The organism is Nocardia sp. NPDC052254, assembly GCF_040679495.1.
Lineage (GTDB): Bacteria > Actinomycetota > Actinomycetes > Mycobacteriales > Mycobacteriaceae > Nocardia.
Map to the genome: position 1 here is coordinate 89,832 of NZ_JBFAUW010000009.1, position 18,271 is coordinate 108,102.

Annotated in this window: 13 protein-coding genes; 6 read left to right on the top strand and 7 right to left on the bottom strand. The window is 68.0% G+C overall.

What is annotated here, in order from left to right; translation table 11 throughout:
* Positions 1–243: 243 nt before the first annotated feature.
* The gene (locus AB0L57_RS22330) at positions 244–549 is read right to left on the bottom strand and encodes a putative quinol monooxygenase (RefSeq protein WP_364965307.1); all 306 of its coding nucleotides are present in this window, start codon (positions 547–549) and stop codon (positions 244–246) included.
* Between the two features lie 403 nt (positions 550–952).
* Here AB0L57_RS22330 and AB0L57_RS22335 point away from each other — a divergent pair, with 403 nt between their 5' ends.
* Positions 953–1,696, top strand: coding sequence for an SDR family oxidoreductase (locus AB0L57_RS22335; RefSeq protein ID WP_364965309.1), 744 nt, complete (start codon positions 953–955; stop codon positions 1,694–1,696).
* 183 nt (positions 1,697–1,879) lie between these two features.
* Here AB0L57_RS22335 and AB0L57_RS22340 read toward each other — a convergent pair whose 3' ends face one another.
* Positions 1,880–3,136: a helix-turn-helix domain-containing protein gene (locus AB0L57_RS22340; protein WP_364965312.1), complete on the bottom strand. Its 1,257-nt coding sequence runs from the start codon at positions 3,134–3,136 to the stop codon at positions 1,880–1,882.
* A gap of 151 nt (positions 3,137–3,287) precedes the next feature.
* Between AB0L57_RS22340 and AB0L57_RS22345 the strand changes: the two genes are divergently transcribed.
* Both AB0L57_RS22345 and AB0L57_RS22350 read left to right on the top strand, forming a co-directional pair.
* Positions 3,288–3,617, top strand: coding sequence for a hypothetical protein (locus tag AB0L57_RS22345; RefSeq protein ID WP_364965315.1), 330 nt, complete (start codon positions 3,288–3,290; stop codon positions 3,615–3,617).
* Complete coding sequence (locus AB0L57_RS22350; RefSeq protein ID WP_364965317.1) at positions 3,614–3,979, top strand: hypothetical protein; 366 nt, start codon at positions 3,614–3,616, stop codon at positions 3,977–3,979. Before AB0L57_RS22345 ends, AB0L57_RS22350 begins: the two co-directional genes overlap by 4 nt.
* Before the next feature lie 289 nt (positions 3,980–4,268).
* On the opposite strand, the gene AB0L57_RS22355 is transcribed toward AB0L57_RS22350, so the two are convergent.
* Both AB0L57_RS22355 and AB0L57_RS22360 read right to left on the bottom strand, forming a co-directional pair.
* A complete protein-coding gene (locus AB0L57_RS22355; protein WP_364965319.1) occupies positions 4,269–5,735 on the bottom strand; it encodes an FAD-dependent monooxygenase in 1,467 nt (488 codons plus the stop codon).
* 176 nt (positions 5,736–5,911) lie between these two features.
* A complete protein-coding gene (locus AB0L57_RS22360) occupies positions 5,912–7,024 on the bottom strand; it encodes an NAD(P)-dependent oxidoreductase (RefSeq protein ID WP_364965322.1) in 1,113 nt (370 codons plus the stop codon).
* 454 nt (positions 7,025–7,478) lie between these two features.
* On the opposite strand from AB0L57_RS22360, the gene AB0L57_RS22365 reads away from it, so the two are divergent.
* Both AB0L57_RS22365 and AB0L57_RS22370 read left to right on the top strand, forming a co-directional pair.
* Positions 7,479–8,765 carry a hypothetical protein gene (locus AB0L57_RS22365; protein WP_364965325.1) on the top strand — a complete coding sequence of 429 codons (1,287 nt, stop codon included), beginning with the start codon at positions 7,479–7,481 and terminating at the stop codon, positions 8,763–8,765.
* A gap of 179 nt (positions 8,766–8,944) precedes the next feature.
* Positions 8,945–13,141, top strand: a complete 4,197-nt coding sequence (locus AB0L57_RS22370; RefSeq protein WP_364965327.1) for a serine protease — start codon at positions 8,945–8,947, stop codon at positions 13,139–13,141.
* A 97-nt stretch (positions 13,142–13,238) separates the two neighbouring features.
* On the opposite strand, the gene AB0L57_RS22375 is transcribed toward AB0L57_RS22370, so the two are convergent.
* From AB0L57_RS22375 to AB0L57_RS22385, 3 genes are all read right to left on the bottom strand, one after another.
* On the bottom strand, positions 13,239–15,230 hold the full coding sequence (locus AB0L57_RS22375) for a S9 family peptidase (protein ID WP_364965330.1): 1,992 nt from the start codon (positions 15,228–15,230) through the stop codon (positions 13,239–13,241).
* Positions 15,231–15,298: 68 nt separating this feature from the next.
* A complete protein-coding gene (locus tag AB0L57_RS22380) occupies positions 15,299–15,973 on the bottom strand; it encodes a sigma-70 family RNA polymerase sigma factor (RefSeq protein WP_364965332.1) in 675 nt (224 codons plus the stop codon).
* A 31-nt stretch (positions 15,974–16,004) separates the two neighbouring features.
* Entirely contained in the window at positions 16,005–16,517 is a 513-nt protein-coding gene (locus tag AB0L57_RS22385) for a hypothetical protein (RefSeq protein ID WP_364965334.1), read from the bottom strand.
* Positions 16,518–16,741: 224 nt separating this feature from the next.
* Here AB0L57_RS22385 and AB0L57_RS22390 point away from each other — a divergent pair, with 224 nt between their 5' ends.
* Positions 16,742–18,133, top strand: coding sequence for a DUF4328 domain-containing protein (locus tag AB0L57_RS22390; protein WP_364965336.1), 1,392 nt, complete (start codon positions 16,742–16,744; stop codon positions 18,131–18,133).
* Positions 18,134–18,271: the final 138 nt, after the last annotated feature.

Here is an 18,271-nt window from a genome sequence, read left to right on the forward strand (position 1 = left end):
GATCACAAGCGGTCGCCGTTGGCCAGCTCCCGCGACGACGAGTCGGCCGCACTGGGACCGATGCCGCGCCGTTGCGGTGCTGGGCAAGTATCGGACGCGATCGTGAAACCACCCTGCAGCGGTTCCTCTACCGAGTGGGTCGCGTCGGTGATCGCGATCCGCAGAGCTTGACAGGTGACCAGCGATGGCCACACGTCCTGCTCTGGACGGCCCGGTCAAGACCTCAACCGCGCGGCATCGAGGCTACAGAGCGCCCTTCACCGGGTCACCCGCGGGCAGCGATTCGAGGACCTGGACGTCCAGCGCTGCCGCCACCAGGTCTTCGAGTCCTTCGTTCAGGGCTTTGATGCTCGGCGCACCGCTGTGCGCGCCCAGGGCGGCCATGTCCCGCCACTTCTCGACGAAGACGAACCGGTCCTTGCCCCGGTGCAGGGCATAGAGCTCACACCCGTCCTCGTCGTGGACTTGTGGGATGAGGCGGGTGAGAACCTCCGCCACCTCGTCGAATTTGTCGGGTTTCGGGGTGATGGTGGCAACGATCACAGGCACACGGCGAGCGTACCAGTCGGTTGGGTCGGCGTGGTCGCGATCTTCGACGTCGACGAATCCGGCACGGGCGCAATACGATTCGGGACCATCGATGACATTCGACCGACACTGTGAGCATTGTCGACGTGCCACCGCCCGTCTCTTCCGTGCGATCGGGTTCGGCGCCGTCCGGTACCGATTTCCGCAGACACGTCGTCGGCCCCCCGCACAGGTGAGAGACTCGAATGGGGTGATGTTCGCCCTGAAGTCCCAGGCCCAGGCGCTCACGGAGACGCCAAGCGGGCACGGCCGCACCCTCGTGGGCCCGACCCACGAGTACGTCCCGCCCGGCGCCGGGCACATCGGCAACCGTTGTCACACATTCACCGCAAGTCCCATCCTCGATACGCAGGAGGTTCACCGAATGAAGATCGTTGTCATCGGCGGTACCGGGCTGATCGGTTCGAAGGTAATCACCCGCCTGGGTGAGCACGCACATCAGGCGGTTGCGGCCGCTCCGAGCACAGGCGTGAACACGCTCACCGGCGAGGGCGTGCGGGAGGTGCTGCGGGGCGCCGACGTGGTCGTCGACGTCTCCAACTCGCCGTCGTTCGCCGATGACGACGTCATGGCCTTCTTCCGCACGTCGACCACCAACCTGCTCGACGCCGCCCGCGCGGCGGGGGCCGGGCACTATGCCGCGCTGTCGGTGGTGGGTACCGAGCGGCTGCCGGAATCCGGATATATGCGGGCGAAGGCGGTACAGGAAACGTTGATCGAGAACTCGGGCCTGCCGTATTCGCTCGTACATGCCACGCAGTTCTTCGAATTCGCCGGTGGGATAGCCGATTCGGCGACCACGGACGGTGTGGTGCGGTTGTCGGACGGGGGCGTGCAGCCGATCGCCTCCGACGATGTCGCCGCAGCGGTGGCCCGCACCTGCGCCGGTGCACCGCTCGACGGCGCCCTGGACATCGGCGGCCCGGAGGCGTTCGGCCTCGACCAGTGGATTCGCATGGTGCTCGCGGCCCGATCCGATCCGCGCGAGGTGGTGACCGACCCGCAGGCCCGGTACTTCGGAGCGATCCTCGGTGCGGACAGCCTGCTGCCCGGTCCGGGCGCGCAACTCGCGCCGACTCGGCTCTCGCAATGGCTGGCCCGTGAGTGAATCGTGCCTGCGGCGTCGACCGTAGCGTCGACGCCGCTGCGCAGGATCGAACTCGGCGGGCCGAAGCGTCGACCGTATTCGGCCCCGCCGGATGATCCCTGCGAACACACCGTGCGAGCCGCCCCGATCATCCGAACGGAGCGGCTCAATTGCGAGCACAGCAAAATGCTGTGTACCAACAGTTTACGCGGCGACGCCGACGCGACGTCCGAGTTCTCGCACCTCGTCACGCATTCCGGGCGGCGGGGATTTCAAGAGGTCGAGCACCATGTTCCGTGCGAACCCGTTGTATCTGATCGTCTCCGGTGCTGTTCGTTCGGCGTTCGACAGCAGTGCGTACACCGCGGTTGGCTGTCCCTGCTGGGTGTGCGCACGTGCCACCTCGATGAAGTGCCGACTACGTCGTGGCACCGAGACGATGTCGCGCGGGTCGAAGCTGTCGGCCGCGCGCAACGCCTCACCGGTGCGTCGCAACTCGACCCCGAGCGTTACCGCGTGGGCCGACATCACCGATGTCGAAAATGATGTTTGCACATGACGATACGTCGGTCCGAGTCGCTGCGCGAAGTCGTCGGCGCGTTCCCAGGAGGCCCATGCGCTCCCATATCGTCCACGTCGTGCGTACACATACGCGACCTCGGCCTCGAGTGCGCCGACGATACCGCGCCAGTCGTCGGAGGTCTCGTCGCGCTCAACGTAAGGCATCAGCCTGGTGATCGAGTCGCGGGCAAGATCGATGGCTTCTTCCCACCGTCCCGAGTCTCGCAGCGCCTGCACCATCGACCATGCGCTACAGGCGATTACGTACGGGTCATCGACCTCGTATCCCTCGTTGAGGCCACGGTCCGCCACCATCCACACGAGTTCGGGAGCGGGTTGGTAGGCGACGTAGAAGTCGGCGAGTTGATACACACCGGCCAGGGTCTTCCGGGCGGTACGCCGCTCGGGGCCGTTGGTTCGGACCGCGCTCTGCGCGTCACGGATGAGTCCGGGCAACAGGGACCCCAGCTGTGTCCGGTGGTCCGGGCTGCAGTGTCGAATGTGCCACGCCTGCCGCAGCCGCTCGGCGAGGTGTTGTGCGCTCGGCTGCCGATCGCGTGCCATGATCCGAAAATCGGTCAGAGCTGCCTGTACCTGCGTCAGCGCCGCGTGCTGCTCACCGGCGAACACCACGACCGGCACGGCATGGCCGTCCCCGGTCAGCTCCGCCAGATCCTCGATATCGAGGGCCTGCGCGATCCGCAACAACATGGACAGTCGCGGTGTCTGCAGGCGGCCGTTTTCCACAGCTTTCAACCACTCCGTAGACTTCCCGATCAATCCCGCGAGGACGGGACGGGACATTCCCGCACGTTCGCGGTGGATCTTGATCCTCTGGCTGATCGCCAGGCTGCTTTCGCCGTGCACGATAGCGCCTCCCGCTGAATTGCTGGTTCTCACAAGCCTATCGCCGATGCATGGGGTACGGAATGTACCCGATGAGGTTGTCGCCCGCACATAGGTTCTCGCGAAGCCCCGCCGCCGAGTGATGTGGTCCCCGGCGGCGGGCGTGAACCAATCAAATGACCAGTACTCGGGAGCGGCACTGACCATGAGCATCGATGCAATCGGCTACGTACGCAGTGATATCTCCGGGATCAACCAACACGTGGACGAGGAGCAGCTGAGAAATCTCGCCAAAAGCAGGGGATACAACCTGCGAAAGACCATCGTTTTCGGCTCGCGCACCGACGATCCCGAACTCCGGCTCGGCGTAGTCCTGGGTCGGATGGACACGGTGGAGGTGGTCCTTGTGCCCAGCACGGCGCATTTCGACGACGGCGTCGTTCCCGAAGCGATCTCCCGGTGCGCGACGGTCGTCGTCGCGACAGCGCAATCCGGGCTCGAACGGCTGTTCTCGACAGCGGCGCAGGCGCGATGAATCAAGGCGATGTCGACGAAAGTATCCCGCGCGCAATGGGTTACGTGTGTGTCGACCTGGTGAAGACCTTGACCGGCTTCGACCTGAACGCCCGGCGTCTGGCAGCGCGATTCGGCTACATCTATATCGGGCTGACCAGGAGCAGCAGCTTGATCGTGCCCGAGGTGCTACCGGAACACATCATGGCGCATCGGGTGGAGCTGTTGATCGTGCCGCATATCGCGCATCTGCGTGGGCGGGTTCCGCCGGAGCTCGCCGAGGTCACCGATATTCACGACCTCGCGACCGGCCACACCTACGAGCGGGAGGGGGCGTACGCCCCGGACGAGGGGCATCGTGCCAACCCGCTGGGAGGTCGATGATGTCCGAGTCGAAACCAATACTGCCGCAACGACATCCGCGAACGCGAGCGAATGTGAGCTGGTCGGAGACGATCGCCTTGCTGGACGACGTGCTCGACGCGCTGCGGGCATGGCGTCCGGGCGAACTGTCGCCGACGCCTCCCACGGAGGAGGATCTGGCTGCTCTTCGCTCTGTCCTGCCGCCATGACCCGGCCGCGCCGGAGGCGGTCCGATGGCCCTGCCGAACTCGGCAGGGCCGATCGGCGGTTCACGTGTCGGACGGTCGGCCCGTCGAGGATGTCTGCCACTTCACGGGCTCGAGCACGAACCCGGCCTGGCTGATGGACGAGCGGGTGCGCCGAACCAGCGGGCGAGCTGATCGTCGAGGTCGTGCTGGCTCTCGCCGATCCAGGCGACGTAGCCGTCGGGGCGGAGCAGCAGCGCCGGAACATCCAGTGCGGCAGTGGAATCGGCGATGAGGTCGACTCGGTCCGACCAGCCGTCGACAGTGAGCGACCCGGTGCGATCGAGTACCAGGCCGCGGCCGCCATACAGCTGATCGTAGAGACGACCCTGTCTCAAATCGAGGTCGCGCAGACGGCGCCCGAGCAGGTCGGGTGCCTGTCGGTCCCCGCCGAAGTCGTAGCGGATGTCGATCGCGGTGATCTTCTCGATGAGGTAGCGGTTCACCTCGTCGAAATCCATCAGTTCGGTGAGCAATCTGCGCACGGCCTGCGGTCCCGGTGCGCGGGATTGCAGTTCCACTTGGGCGCGGGTGTTGTCCAGCACGTCCGCGGCGACCGGATGACGTTCGGCCTCATAGGTGTCCAGCAGTGTTTCCGGCGCCCAGCCGCGGACCTGTGCGGCCAGTTTCCAGCCCAGGTTGAAGGCGTCCTGAACGCCGAGATTCAGGCCCTGACCACCGGCGGGCGGGTGGATGTGCGCGGCATCGCCGGCCAGCAGCACCCGGCCGACCCGATACCGCTCGGCCAGCCGGGTGGCATCACCGAAGCGGGACAGCCAGCGCGGCGAGTGCACACCGAAATCGGTTCCGGTGACGATGCGCAACCGGTGCGCGAAATCCTCGAGACTGGGCGGCTCCGCGCGATCGCTGACGTCGGCCGCGGGGACCACCACCCGATGGACGCCGTCGCCGACCGGAGCGAGAATCACGCGCTTGTCGGTCTCGCGGACCGCGGCGACCGCGGCGGCGATCTCCTCCTGCGGCACACCCACTTCCATCTCGCCCATCAGTGTGTCGTTGCGCGAGGGTTCGCCGGGGAATCCGACGCCGAGTAGCTTACGCACGGTGCTGCGGGCACCGTCACAGCCGACGAGATGACGTGACCGCAGCCGTTGCCCGTCGGCCAGCTCGACGCTCACCCCGTCCTCATCCTGCTCGAAACCGATTACCGCACAACCACTCCGGACCTCCGCGCCCAGCTCGACCGCATGCTCTTCGAGCAGTCGATTGACGACCGGCTGCGGGATACCCAGCAGGCGGGCGTCCGCGGCATCCAGGCCCGCCGGCGCGGGTGTGGGGATGGCGGCGAAGATGCCGCCGACCGGGCGTTGTCGTCCGCGCTCGAGAATGCGGTCCAGCAGTCCGCGCATCGCCATCAACTCGAGACTGCGAATGTGCAGACTGACGATGCGAGCGAGCGACACCGGCTCGAGCTCCTTCTCCAGAACGAGCACCCGCACATCGTGCAGCCGCAGTTCGGCGGCCAGCGTCGCACCGGTCGGCCCGCATCCGGCAATGATCACATCGAACATGAACCATCCGTTCGCCCAATTCGCCGCCACCCAGTCGCCGCGCATCCCCGTCGGCGGGCGTGGCGGCAGCTGCACGCGCCCGGCTGATCATGGGTTTCCGCAGGTCCTGGCATCGGCCGCCCATTGTGCGGTACCTCAGGATTTGCCGCAAGCGATATTTGCGGGAAGGAAAACCGTCAGAGCAGATCGGGGTCCGGATCACCCAGCCGGGCGCGGATCGCGTTCCACGGGTCGGCGAATGCGCGCGAATCTCCGCGATAGGGGGACAGGCGGCGCAGGTACCAGCGCAGCAGGGGAGCGGCCGGTGCCGCGACATGGCGGAGAAGTCCGGTCCGGGAACGGATCTCGGCGAGCATGTCGGGGAACGAATGCCGCTGGAACCGCAGTACCTCCTGGGAGCGGGTGGTGTCCATCCAGTCCGTCGCGAACCAAGCCTCGTCGCGGGCCGGATCGCCCGGGCGGCCCGGCGGAATGGCATCGGTGAGCCCGGATGCCGACGCCACCGAGGAACCGATATCGCGCTGCCGGAGACGGTGCGATCGATCGCCGCCGATGAGGAAGACTTCCTTCGTGCTCCTGGTCGTGGTCGCCGCGATCATCGCGGTGGCGACGTCGCGGACGTCGACCGTGTTGATCCGCCCATCGGCCGGGATCGCCGCCTCGAAATACAGTGTGTCGGAGTTCAGGCCGGGCATCGGCTCCACCGACAGCACCCCGCCGAGCCGCAGGATCACCCACTCCAGGCTCGAACCCCGCACCAGGCCTTCGGCCGCGACCTTGTGCGCGCCGTACAGGTCCGACGGGCGCAGCGGGGTATCGGCGGTCAGCAGGGTCTCGTCCCGGTGCGGATTGCGCGCACCGTAGACCGCGATACTGGAGGCCAGAACGAAACGCGGTGGCGCCGAGAGCTTCTCGGCGCAATGCACCAAGGTCGCGGTGGCATCGACATTCACCGCGCGAGCCAACCGCCGGCGTCGATAACAGACCGGCGGGATGATCGCGGCCAGATGCACGATCGCGCTCGGGCGCACCGCCGCCAGCAGTTCCTCGACCTGATCGGGTGCGGTCAGATCCGCCCATCGCACGGTGACCCCCGCGCGGGCGCGGGCGGCACGGCGGTTGGCCGCGATGTCGAGATCGCTGGCCACCACCGGGATTCCGGCCGCGCTCAGTGCCCGCACCACCGCGGTGCCCACCAGTCCGAACGCGCCGGTCACCAGAACCGGGCCGCTGGCATCCGTTCCTGGGCGATCCGAACCGTCGTCGTGATCGCCGACTGTGCCGACCATGTCCACTCCACTTTCGCCCAGGTGCGCATTCGAGCCGCACCACTCCTGCGAACTATAGTCTGTACTGCTGTCCAGACAAGTGCCCTCGAATATCGGACAGTGGTGCCCGCGCCCTTCGATGACGGCGTACCGGTGGTGTGCCGAGAGCCGGTCGTGCGCCGCGGCGGCGACGGCCGGCAGGGTGAGTGGAGCACCCGGATGGTGTGGCCGGCGGCGGACCCAACCTTTCGGGCTGCCGCGCGGTTGATTCCGTTGTGAGACAGCGCCACCCGGAACGAGAGCAGGGACCGCCATGGGAGATATCGGACCCATCCGCCGCCGCATCGAGGTCGTGCCCGAAACGAGACCGGTCCTGCCGGTCCCTGTCGAACCGGAACGCACACCCGCACGCCCCGAACCGGCACGTCCGCAGCCCGCGCGGCGAGCGGGCTCGGTGGGGCGGGGGTGATCGGTGATGTGGTCGGACGATCTCGCCGACGCCGCACCCGTTGCGCTGATTCTCGGACGATCGGGTGATCCGGTCGGCACCGGATTCCTGATCGGGCACCGGCTGCTGGCGACCTGCGCGCATACCGTCGCGATGGCGCTCGATGCCGATCCGTGCCGGCCACACCGGCCGTATGCGCCGATCGCGGTGGACTTCCCCGGCGAGGCCGGCGTCCGGATGACCGCCCGGGTCTGCGTCTGGGTGCCCGCATACGCCGGTGGCTGCGGGGATATCGCGGTACTCGAACTCGAAGCCACGCCGCCGTATGCCCCGGTCGCGGTATCGCACGGCACGGACCCGGCCGCCGGCCACAGCTTCCAGATGCGGTGTGCCGCCGATACCGGAGCCGATATCGAGACCGTGACCGGCTGGTTCGGCCCCACGGTCGCATCGCTGGGTACACCCGAGCTGCACGTCGGTCACGGTGCCCGGCGGTGCTCCGATCGCTGCAGTGGCGCACCGGTATTCGATGAGGTGACGGGCAGGGTGATCGGCATGGCGATGGTGTGCCACGGCGGACCGGCCGACCGTGCGCGTACCGTCGTCCCGATCGCCGAGGTGTTGCGTGTGGTTCCCGGCGGTCCGACGCCGGTGGAACCGGTACCGCCCGCCGAGCGGCCCGGTCCGGCCGGCGAATCGGAGCCGGACATCGGCCGTGGTCTCGATGCCGAACCCGTGGTCGGTGTGTACGGATTGCGGACGTTCCAGGTGCTGCGCGGAAAACTCGGCTCCGTCGGTGTCCACTCGCGGTCGGGGGATTGGCACGACGGAACGTGTGTCGCCCGGTGCGATTTTTACTGGCATCGGCGTGTGGACGAGCATCGTGTGCCGGCTGAGAGCTGCAGCTGCGGTGTCTACTGCTTCCGGGATCTGGGGCGGCTGCGCAGCGAATATTCCATGGCGAATGACGTCGTCGCCGTGATCGCACTCGAGGGCCGAGTACTCGAGGGCCACCGTGGCTGGCGGGCGGAGGCGGCGCGTGTGGTGGCCCTCTGGACGGCCGACCCCGCAACGGTCGACCCGCTGCCGGATGTCACCCGCTATTCCGATGTGGAGGAGATGATTCGCGCCTATCCGGGAATCGATCTCGGTCACGCCCGGGAAGCGCACGGACCTGCATCGTGGGCGAACACGGCGCGGGGCACTGTTCCGGCGTCCGGCTCATGGTCCGAGACGACGTGGACCGCCGCGCTGTTTCTGGTCGGCGCTCTGATGGTGGTATCGGCGATCTGGACCGCCTCCGCCATCTGGTAGCTCCGGTGGCGGCGACGGCCAGGGAAAGCCTCACCCCGGGCGTCGGTGAATGGTTCGAGCTCGACTGTTCGTCACGCTGACGAACCTGTGGGGAACTGTTGTGACCGGTAAGGATTCCCCCGCATGTCGGTGCCGGTTTTGCTAGGCTCGCCGCACATTCCCGGGGAGGCCTCACGCTCGTGCAAGAGTTTCCGGACATCGACCGGCTCGGCCGGGCCACCGTACGTATCCTCACATCGGGCGGCGCGGTCGTCGGTGCCGGATTTCCGTTGCGGCCCAATCTGATCGCCACCTGCGCGCACGTCGTGTCGACCGCACTGGGTATCCCGAATGCGGATGCGGTGCCCGAAGGTGCTGTGCTCGTGTACTTTCCGGGAACGGCGGGGCCGGTCGGCGCGCGGGTCCGGCACTGGTCACCGATCGGTCCCGGCGGCCGCGGCGATATCGCCATTCTGGAGTTGCTCGGTCCGGCAGCGGATTTCGTCGCGCCGCTGCCATTCTGGCCGGCGGCCAAGCCCTGGGGCGGCGAGTTCCGGATGTTCGGCTTCCCGGCCGAGATGCCCGACGGCGTCTGGGTTTCCGGTGAATTCCGCGCGGCGCAGAGCCAGGGCTGGGTGCAGTTGCAGGCGGCGACGGGCGGGCAGCCGATCACCGAGGGATTCAGCGGTGCCCCGGTGTGGGATACCGCGGCGCACGCGGTGGCGGGTATGGCGGTCGCCGCGGACGGCCGCCGCTACACCCGCACCGCGTTCATGCTCCCGATCGATGAGGTGCTGCGCCTGGATCCGGCACTGCTGTCGACACCGTATCGCGGGATGGAACCCTTCGACGAGGAGCATGCCCCGTTCTTCTACGGCCGCGACGGCGATATCGAGCGAATTCTCGACACCCTGCGGAACCGCTCGTTCGCCGCTGTGGTCGGACGGTCGGGCACCGGTAAGTCCTCACTGGTCCGGGCCGGTGTGCTGCCGCGGGTACGGGATCAGGGACGGCGGATCAGTGCCTTCCGGCTCAGCGGCGATGCGGCCGGCGCACGGGCGGTCACCTCGGAGGCCACCGCCGACGACCCGGTGGCGGACTGGCTGACCGAACGCGCGACCGGCGCCCCGGATGCCGGCGCCGCGGAACTGCTGAAAGTGCTACCGGCACAGGCCATACTGTTCGTCGACCAGTTCGAAGAACTCGCGGCCGCGGCACCGGATCGGGCCAGGGCTCTGCTGCGAGCACTGATCGAGCTCACCCGCGCGGATACCGAGGGCCGCCTGTGGATCGTGTGCACCCTGCGCTGGGATGCGTTCGACGAACTCCTCGACGCCGATCTCGCCGAATTCCTGGGCGGCGCAACGGTTGCCGTCGCACCGCTGGGCCGGTCTCAGCTGCGTGAGGTGATCGCCCGGCCCGCCGCGCGGCTCGGTGTCACCCTCGACGACGCGGTGGTGGAGCGGCTCGTCGACGCGGTGGCCGATCAGCCCGGCGGACTGCCGCTGCTGGCTTCGGTGCTGGCGGATCTGTGGGCCCGGCGCACCAGCAGCCGGATCACCCTCGCCGACTACGAGAATGTCGGCAGCGTGGCGGTTTCCATCACGCGCCGGGCCGAACAGGTCATGGCGCAGTTCACCGATCCGGTCGAGCTCGCCGCCGCGCACCGGGCACTCGGACTGCTCGCGATACCGACGTCCAGCGGCACCGGATTCGTCCGGACGGTGCTGCGCATGCGTGACCATCCCGAACTCCGGGAGGTCGTCGGACGGCTGGCGCTCGATCGCCTGGTCGTCATCGGCCGCGATCAGGACGGCGCGGACACCGTCGAGCTCGCCCATCAGGCGCTCATCGACAACTGGGCACGGCTGCGCCACCTACTGCAGGCCGACCGCGAGTTCCGCACCTGGCAGCAGCAGCTCACCCAGAGCCTGGACAACTGGGAGCACCGCGGCCGCGAGGACGACGCCCTGCTGCGCGGCACCGCACTCGACACCGCCGAGGATCACCTGACGGCCCGCACACCCGATGTGCCGCCGGCTCATCGGGACTTCATCACGGCCAGCCGCCGGCGCCGCGGCCGGGAGGTGCGCCGCCTGCGCATCGTGGCCGCGACGCTCACCGTCCTGGTGGTCGTGGCCACCTCCATGGCGGTGGTCGCCTACCGCAGCAGCCAGGCGCGCGCGGAACAACTGCGGTTGCAGGCCGGTCGGGACCTGGCCGCGGAATCGATGCGGATCGCCGACTCCGATGCCGAACGAGCGCTGCAGTTCGCGCAGGCCGCGGCCCGCAACGCGCCCGGCGACCCCGGGGTACGCACCGCACTGCTGAATCAGCAGGTGCGCATGGCATCGGCCACCGCACAGGTGTCGGGTCTCTGGTCGAACCCGTCGTCCATGGCGATGAGCGGGGACGGGGACACCCTGGCGGTCACGGAGAACGACCACGATGTCACCGTCTGGACCGGATTCACCGGCACCGAGCGGCATTCCTGGCGGCTGCCGCCCTCTCCGGCGAAGGTCGCCTCGGTGCAGGTGAGCCGCAACGGCGCCGCGCTGTCCGTGGTGACCGAATTCGGCGCGGTCACCGCCTGGCGGACCCGCGAGCACACCGGCCCCATGGTCGTGCGTGAGCCGGAGAACGCACCGCTGACCGCGAATGCGATTGCCGCCAACTGGGATCCGAACGGCCGACTGCTCGCGGTGCGGCTGGACCGCCAACATCTGCGGCAGGCGCCCTCCCAGCTCGGTCACACCGACGCATTCGAGATGTACGACCTGGCGGGAGAGCGGCCCGTGCGGGTGGCCGTACCGCCACCGCCGGACAATGTCGAGCAGTACCCGAATTTCGTCGACCCGGGCGGCGCCACGATCGCGATGCACGAGATCACCGGGGCCACCGGTCGTAATGTGCTGCGCGACGCGCGGACCGGACAGCAGTTGCGGGAACTTCCGCAGGGCGTGATCACCGCGTCCGGACTGATCATGGGATGTGGCGACGGCAGCCTGATCGTCTCGGACGCGATCACCGGGGCCGAGCGATTCCGGACCGAGGGCGCGTATCGGCCCGAGGTGAGCGAGAAATGCCACTGGGATGTCGATGCCAGTCAGCGATACGCGGTGCGGTCCACAGCCGGCGACGACGAGGTTCTGCGGCTGGTCTACCTCGTCGATCTCGGCACGGGAAAGATCTACACCACGCAGGCGCGTAACACCCCGAAGGGCACCGGTGTGTTCCTGGGCGTGCCGGGAGTCGGCGGACCGCACATGATGCAGCTGACCAAGACCGGGTTTCTTCGCTTCGAGCCCGCCACTCCGCTTTCCGGTCTGCGCGTATTCGCCGCGGGCATAACCTCGAATTTCGTATGGAGTCCGCACGGCCGGTACCTGGTGGCGCTGAGCCGGCCCCCAGGGAATCCGGACCAGGGGATCCGCGTATTCGAAACGAGTCCTACCGTCAAGGAAGTCGCTCGTGTCGTCCTGCCCGCGCCCGCCGTGCTCGGTACGACGGACCCCCCCGGGCAGACGACAGCCGATGAACGACACTTCGTGCTCCCCGACGGCGTGGGTGGTGTCACCATCTATGCCTTGCCCGATCTGACTGTCGAGCAACATATTTCGTTGCCCTATCCATCGGAACTCGGTGCCCGGCCGAAAGGCCCGACATCGGTCCTGCAATCCGCCGACGATGAGCTGGCCTTCTACTACGCGGGCACGGTGACTCGCCGCCACATCGGCGACTGGCGGCAAGTCGGCGCGAGCGTGCGGACGTGGACCGATCTCGAAGAACTGCGGTGGTCGGTGGAGCAGCGGGTGATGGCGAACTCTGTTCCGATACACCCCGACCGGTTCCTGGTGGCGAATCGAGACGCGGATGTCATCCGGAATCTCGCCGATGGCCGGGTCCTGCGCACCATACCCATCGGCATCGACGAGCGATACAGCTACTCGTCCGAAATCGTCCGGCCCGGCACTCCGGTCGTCTACACGATCGACCGGTCCGGAGGTGTGATCGAGCGGAATCTGGACACCGGCGCGGAATCCCGTTTCCCGCACTGGATTTCGACGGGAAGGGCAGTGCACGGTCTGAGCACGGACGGTGTGCTGCTCCTGGACGATGTGGGAAAGCTGGAGATCTGGGATATCGATCGGGGCGCGAAGCTGTTCGAACTCCCCGGATACCAGAACAGATTCGCGATCATCGGTGAGGACACCCTGTTCTATCTGACCGGCGATATGGAGAGCGAGCCCTACTCCGGAATCTTCCAGGTCAACCTCGACCGCGACGGAATACTGCAGCGCCTCTGCGCGATCAGCGACCGCGACTACACCCCGGCCGAACGGGACGCTCTGCCGGTGGGCGCCGACACCGCCAGGCCCTGCCGCGGTGTTCGCTGAATCGGAACGGCGCCTGGGCCACGGGGATCGCGGGGGACGAGTGGCGCTCGGATCGTAGCGGCGTCCGCCGGGACGCAGGACCCGTACGGGGCCGCACTCACCTGTGCTGCGGTCCGCGCCCGTTCGGGAGGTTCTCGATGGGGACCGGCTCGATGCCCTCGGCGCGCGGCAATTCGAATCCGAAGATCTGCCCGTAGAAGCTCAATTCGGAATCCAGCGCCCTGCGGATGTTCTCCGCTCGCCGGAATCCGTGCTGCTCACCCTCGAAGAGAAGGGTGGCGACCGGGATCCGCCGCTCTCGCAGCGCATCGACGATCATCTGCGACTGATTGGGTGGTACCACGGCATCCTCGCTGCCCTGGAGCACGATCAGCGGACTGCGGAATCGGTCGACATGGTGGATCGGTGACCGCTCGCGGTAGCGGTCGCGCTCGGACGGGTACTCGCCGATCAGGCGGTCGAGATATCGGCTCTCGAATTTGTGGGTCTCGGCGGCGAGGACCTCGAGATCGGCGATGCCGTAGTGGTCGGCACCCGCGGAGAATGGGGTATCGGTCCGGGCGAGCGCGGCCAGGGTCGTGTAACCGCCGGCCGATCCGCCCCGGATGGCCAGCCGGTGTGGATCGACGCGACCGCTGTCCGCCAGCCATCGGGCCGCGGCGATGCAGTCGGCGACGTCGACCACGCCCCAGGCGCCGTGCAACAGTTCGCGATAGGCGCGACCGTAGCCGGTCGAGCCGCCGTAGTTGACATCCACGACGGCGATTCCGCGGCTGGTCCAATACTGGGTGCTCAGGGAGAGTACGGGCAGTGCGTGTGACGTCGGACCGCCGTGGATCATGACCAGCAGCGGCGGCAGCTCCCCGTCGGGGCCGCGGTATCCGCCGGCGGCGGGCGGGTAGAACAGCGCGTGTGCGGTGCGCGGTGCGCCGGTGCGGTCCGTCGATGGAAACGAGATCGGCTCGGGAACCGAGACGTCGGTCGCCTCGAGGCCGAGATCGCGTGGAGCACGCAGGGTTTCGACCGTGGTCGAGTCGGTGAATGTGATGCGATAGACGCCGGGTTCCGCGGTGGGGGTACCCGCGACCACGACGACGGAGCTCTCGTCCGCTCGCTCGACCGCGGTGATCGTGGAGAAGGGCAGGTCCAGATCGGCCACCGAACCGTCCGGGCGGCGCAGCGCCAAGCCGTCGTAGCCGTCGCGCCAGCGGGCGAACACGATGCCGCCATCGCCGAGGAGCGCGTAGCGGGCCGAACCCAGTTGCCATGCGGGGACACCGATTTCGGCATCGACCGCGATGACGATCGCGATGCCGCCACCCGGTGTCCACCGGTACAGGTTCCACCACCCGCCCCGGTCGGACAGGAACAGCAGCGAGCCGTCCGGCCGCCAGCGTGGTTCCTGTACCGACTCGCCGGGCCCGCCCGCGACGACGGTGTCCGTGCCGGTCCTCAGGTCGCGCACCCGCAGGACGGTGTCGTCCCACGGCATCGACGGGTGATCCCACGCGACGACGGCGAGTAGCCCGCCATCCGGGCTCAGCCGTGGTGCGGCGACGAAATCCGTTCCGCTGAACAGCACTTCGGGCTCCGACGGCCGATCGGCGGCCAATCGCACGATCTCGTTGCGCACATCGATCGCGCCGCGTCCTGCGGCCGGATGGCGCTCCCGGATCGCCACGACCGTGGCACCGCCGGGATCGAACGCACCGTCGGCATACCGGTCACCGCGTGGCGTGGCCGGCTCCGGTGTCAGCGCGACCGGCACACCGTCGCGCTCCAGCCGGTACAGCCGCTGATCGGCCCAGTCGACGAAATACAGCACCCCCTCGCGCACCCACCACGCGGCGCCACCGTATTCGTGCACCGCCGTGCGCGCGTTCATTCCCTCCGGCAACAGGTCGGTGCGGGTGCCATCGGGGGAGCGGCGCACGATCTGGGTCCGGCCGCCCTCGGCGGGGCGGCCCTCCGACCAGTACACATCGGGCCCGTCCACCCGCACCTCGCCCAGGCGCACCGCGTCGCCGACGACACTTTCGGAGGTGATGGAGGTCGGCCAGGACCCGAAAGGCAACACGGTGATCGTCACCCGGCCAGGCTAGTCGCCGCCGACCCGCGGGTGCGTGCGCCCACCGACGGGGCCGGGGCGAGCAGAACCTAGGCGACCTGCCCGCCCAGCTGTGCGCGGATGCGTGACAGCCCGTCGTGGACGTATCCCTTGACGGTGCCCTCCGCCACCCCCATCGCCCGCGCGGTCTCCTTGTAGGTGTTGCCCTCGTAGGTGTAGACGATCACCGCCTGGCGTTCGCGGGGTGGCAGCGTGTCCAGCAGCCGGATCAGCATGTCGCGCATGGCGATCGTGTCGTCGAAGGGAAGACCGGCGTGATCGGCGAGAACCGACAGGCGCTCGTGCCCGTCGGCGTCGAGCCGCTCGCGATCCTTCGCCGACCGCACGGCCGCATCCTTCACCAGGTTCTCGGCGGTGGTCCACAGATACTTCCGCAGCCCCTCCACATCGGTGATGTGGTCGGGCCGGCGTGCGTAGACCCGCATGAAGGCGGTCTGCACGATGTCGTCGGCATCGGTGCGGCTGCGGGTCTGCCGGGCGACGCGCGCCAGCAGCATCTCGCTCGCGGATTCGTATGCCTCGACCAGCAATTCGGCGAAGTCGTGCTCGGGCTGCTCACCGCCGCGCCCGATCCGGACGAGGGCGGGCCCGGGTTCGGCGGTGAGCAACGAGAGCGGAGCCCGCGCACATTCGTGCAGCACCACGCGCAGCAGCGCGGCCAGTGGGACATCACGAGCTCGATCGGGATCGAATGGCGCACTCATGGATTCCGGCTTCCTGTCGTCTGTGGGCATCCTATGCCGACGGTGATGCCGGTGCCGCGTGCGCGCCGAGCCACCGCGTGGTCGGGGCCACCTGGGTGAAGACGATCGTGAGGATCGGGAACACCGTGGTGAGCAGGACAAAGACCGGGCTGCCGAGCACGGTGTAGTCGTTGGCTCCCGCCACGGCCTCCACCACCACGAGTTCGATGACACTGTAGGCGATGTCGGCCGCGCACCCGGCGACGATGAGCCCGCGGCCCGGCGTCTTCCGGCGAAGCATCTGGATGCCGCCGGTCAGCAGCAGTGCGCCGACGATCAGGAAGACCGGGATCGATATCGCGAACAGTGTTGTCGTCGCGTCGGTTTCGCCTTCGGCGTCGAGATCGCTCAGCAGTACGATCCCGGCGATGAGCACGAGAATGCTCAGCAGCCGGTGCGCACCACCGAGGCAGGCGAGTACTCCGGCCGTGATGGCGGTGCCGCCACTGGGGGCGGCAGCCGGCTGCTCGGCGGCGTGACTCGATGCGGCGGGGTAGTGGTTCATGACGTTCCTCCTCGACGAATGGGGTGTTCGCAGGGATCAACCGCCGGGAACGGCAAAAGGTTGGGTACTTCGTCCGCGATCGCGAATTTTTCGGCGGCAGAGTGAAAACTGTTGTGCGGAAACCAACGTTTCGGAGCTCGGGGCAGTCGACATCGATGGCGGCAGTCGACCGATCGCGGCACAACGGCCGTCATTGCCGGGTAGCGAAAGGGATGATTTCTGTCATGTCGGTACAACCGCCCGCGTTCACGGGCTACGGGAGTGGACCACGTCCGCTGGGGGCATGGGGTTTCGCGGCGATCGCGTTGGTGGGCGGCACAGTTGTCATGTTGTTGATCAGTGCGGTCATCGACGGGGTCGGCTACGCGGGTGTCGAACGCAGCCCCGAGGAACCGCAAGAACTGCCGCAGGACTGGTCATCGGATTCCTGGGCGGGCCAGGTCGCATGGTTGTTCCTGCTCGGAGCGGCCGTCGCGGTCATCGTGTGGATGTGGCGCGCTCGACGCAATGCCGAGGCGCTCTGTGCCGCGCCGCATCGACTTCCCATCGGCTGGGTGATCGGTGGCTGGTTCTGCCCGGTGGTGAATGTGTGGTTCCCGCATACGATTCTGACGGATGTCGTGCGCGCGAGTGATCCTCGAACCCCCGCCTGTGCGGAGGAGCTACGGGGCGGTCCCGGGGACGCACTGGTGACGGGATGGTGGTGGGCGCTGCTGGCCGGATGGGCCGCAACCCTGCTCTCGCTACGGCTGAGCGCCCCGCGCCCGTGGACCGAGCGAACCGGCGATGTCGTCGTCTACGGCACGCGCCCGGTGGGTGGGTGGGGTTTCGTGGTGGCGGAGATGATCGGTGTCGGTGCCTTCGCGATATCGGCATTCTGTCTGGGCGCGGTGATCATCAGAGTGCAACAGGCGCAGGAGTACCGTCTGCGCAACCCCGGGGCCGCGATGTCGCCGGGGTGGGCCGCAGGGCAAGCCGCGTGGGCGCAACCCGCCGCGGGGACCGGCAAGCCCGCCTTCCACTACGGTGATCGACCGTTCGATATCGCCGTCGCGGTGGTGGCGGCCCTCCTGGCCCTCGGCGGTGGAGTGGTGGTGGTGACCCTGGCCGACCGCTCCGGCCGGTCCACCGACGACGTCACCGCCTCGGCACCCGTGACGACTCCGCACCTCGGCGCCACGTCCGAGTGGGGTGACGTGCAGTGGATCGTCGACATGTTCACGGTGTTGTTGCCCTCCGCGCCGACGCCGGCGGGCACTGAACGGACCGTGACATCGCTGCAGGGATATCGGGGAATCACGTGCCCGCAAACCCATGCGGGTGTGGTGCGGTGTGGCGGTGACGATCCGGCTCCGGATGCTCCGTCCCTGAGCATCTATTGCCGGCAGGACGGACGATCACCGGTACCGCCCAGCCCCGGGGCGGCCGTCATCGATCTTTTCACGCGCCCGTCGGGAGTGACGACCGTCTGGCACGGGCAGGCCGGACCACGCGCCGAGCCGGCGGTGTCGCTGTCTTTCGGCGATGCGGCACGCGGCCGATGCTCGATCTTCTCCACCTGGGACAATCACTCCGAGAACGACCTGGTCGATTGGTGGCGCGCGGCACCGCTGTGATCCTCGCGCGATCAGTTGGCAGTGGTCCGGCTCCCGGTATCGCCGGTCCACGAGATCTCACAGGTGAGAGCGGGGCCGCGGTGATATCCGGGCCCTCATAGCATCAAGGGAGCGACCCCTACAGAAGAATCCGAGGAT

Excerpts from the sequence above, each read along its gene's own strand:
- AB0L57_RS22335 (WP_364965309.1), top strand. The coding sequence starts at position 953 with ATGAAGATCGTTGTCATCGGCGGTACCGGGCTGATCGGTTCGAAGGTA.
- AB0L57_RS22345 (WP_364965315.1), top strand. The coding sequence starts at position 3,288 with ATGAGCATCGATGCAATCGGCTACGTACGCAGTGATATCTCCGGGATC.
- AB0L57_RS22350 (WP_364965317.1), top strand. The coding sequence starts at position 3,614 with ATGAATCAAGGCGATGTCGACGAAAGTATCCCGCGCGCAATGGGTTAC.
- AB0L57_RS22355 (WP_364965319.1), bottom strand. The coding sequence starts at position 5,735 with ATGTTCGATGTGATCATTGCCGGATGCGGGCCGACCGGTGCGACGCTG.
- AB0L57_RS22360 (WP_364965322.1), bottom strand. The coding sequence starts at position 7,024 with ATGGTCGGCACAGTCGGCGATCACGACGACGGTTCGGATCGCCCAGGA.
- AB0L57_RS22365 (WP_364965325.1), top strand. The coding sequence starts at position 7,479 with ATGTGGTCGGACGATCTCGCCGACGCCGCACCCGTTGCGCTGATTCTC.
- AB0L57_RS22380 (WP_364965332.1), bottom strand. The coding sequence starts at position 15,973 with ATGAGTGCGCCATTCGATCCCGATCGAGCTCGTGATGTCCCACTGGCC.
- AB0L57_RS22385 (WP_364965334.1), bottom strand. The coding sequence starts at position 16,517 with ATGAACCACTACCCCGCCGCATCGAGTCACGCCGCCGAGCAGCCGGCT.
- AB0L57_RS22390 (WP_364965336.1), top strand. The coding sequence starts at position 16,742 with ATGTCGGTACAACCGCCCGCGTTCACGGGCTACGGGAGTGGACCACGT.